The sequence below is a fragment of the Streptococcus sp. 4155 genome, assembly GCF_013276695.1.
Lineage (GTDB): Bacteria > Bacillota > Bacilli > Lactobacillales > Streptococcaceae > Streptococcus > Streptococcus pseudopneumoniae.
The window spans coordinates 1-1,259 of record NZ_VMLM01000121.1 but is presented as its reverse complement, the minus strand read 5'-3'; the positions used below and the strand labels follow the sequence as shown (position 1 = coordinate 1,259).

The following is a 1,259-nucleotide window of genomic DNA, read 5'->3' as shown; positions in this document are numbered from 1 at the left end:
AAAACAATTGAGTATGAAAGCGTAGTAACAAGGAATCATGAGAAGTCAGCCGAACCCATAGTAGTGAGGAAACTTCTGTAATGGAAGTGGAGCGAAGGGGTGAATACTCAAACAGTCTGGGGAGAGACTGTTTGAGGTCTGTCGCTAGAAAGAGAAAACGACAGATCGAAGTAATCCTACTTTACTTGTGTCTGTAAAACGAGAGGTCTGATAGAACTGGACTCTGTCACGTATTGACTAGATGAAGGTTCACCAATATAAGATATCCCTCAGGCACCAAAACAAGAAAGGAATAGGCACATGTCAAAATTGCTAGATAAGATAGTATCACGCGAAAATATGCTGGAAGCCTACAATCAAGTAAAATCCAATAAAGGCTCAGCTGGGATTGATGGAATGACTATAGAAGAGATGGATAATTATCTCAGACAAAACTGGCGCTTGACTAAGGAACTGATAAAACAGAGAAAATATAAGCCTCAACCAGTTCTTAGAGTTGAGATTCCTAAACCAAACGGAGGCATCCGTCAACTAGGAATTCCGACAGTGATGGATAGGATAATCCAACAAGCCATTGTCCAAGTCATGAGCCCCATTTGTGAATCTCATTTCTCAGATACGAGTTATGGCTTCAGACCAAATAGGTCATGTGAAAAAGCCATCAGGAAGTTCTTAGAGTACTTAAATGACGGCTATGAGTGGATAGTGGATATAGACCTAGAGAAATTTTTCGATAGGGTTCCTCAAGATAGATTGATGTCCTTAGTACATAACATTATCGAAGACGGAGATAGGGAATCCTTGATTCGTAAGTATCTTCATTCAGGTGTTATCATTAATGGTCAACGTCATAAAACGCTAGTTGGCACACCACAGGGAGGAAATGTATCTCCTCTCTTATCCAATATCATGCTTAATGAATTGGACAAGGAATTAGAAAAGAGGGGACTTCGATTTGTGCGCTACGCAGATGATTGTGTGATGACGGTCGGAAGCGAGGCAGCCGCTAAGCGTGTGATGTATTCAGTCAGTCGTTTTATTGAGAAACGGCTAGGTTTGAAAGTAAATATGACCAAGACTAAGATTACCAGACCAAGAGAGCTGAAATACTTAGGTTTTGGGTTCTGGAAATCATCAGATGGTTGGAAAAGTCGTCCCCATCAAGATAGTGTTCGGAGATTTAAGCTTAAATTGAAGAAACTAACACAGAGGAAATGGAGTATAGACTTAACAAGACGTATTGAGCAACTGAATTTGTC

The 1,259-nt window shown here is 40.4% G+C and carries 1 protein-coding gene; it reads left to right on the top strand.

Going from position 1 to position 1,259, the window contains the following annotated elements; all coding sequences use genetic code 11:
• Positions 1-300: 300 nt before the first annotated feature.
• Positions 301-1,259, top strand: a 959-nt coding sequence (gene ltrA / locus HT715_RS11420) for a group II intron reverse transcriptase/maturase (protein WP_172922971.1), incomplete at its 3' end; no start/stop codon positions are given.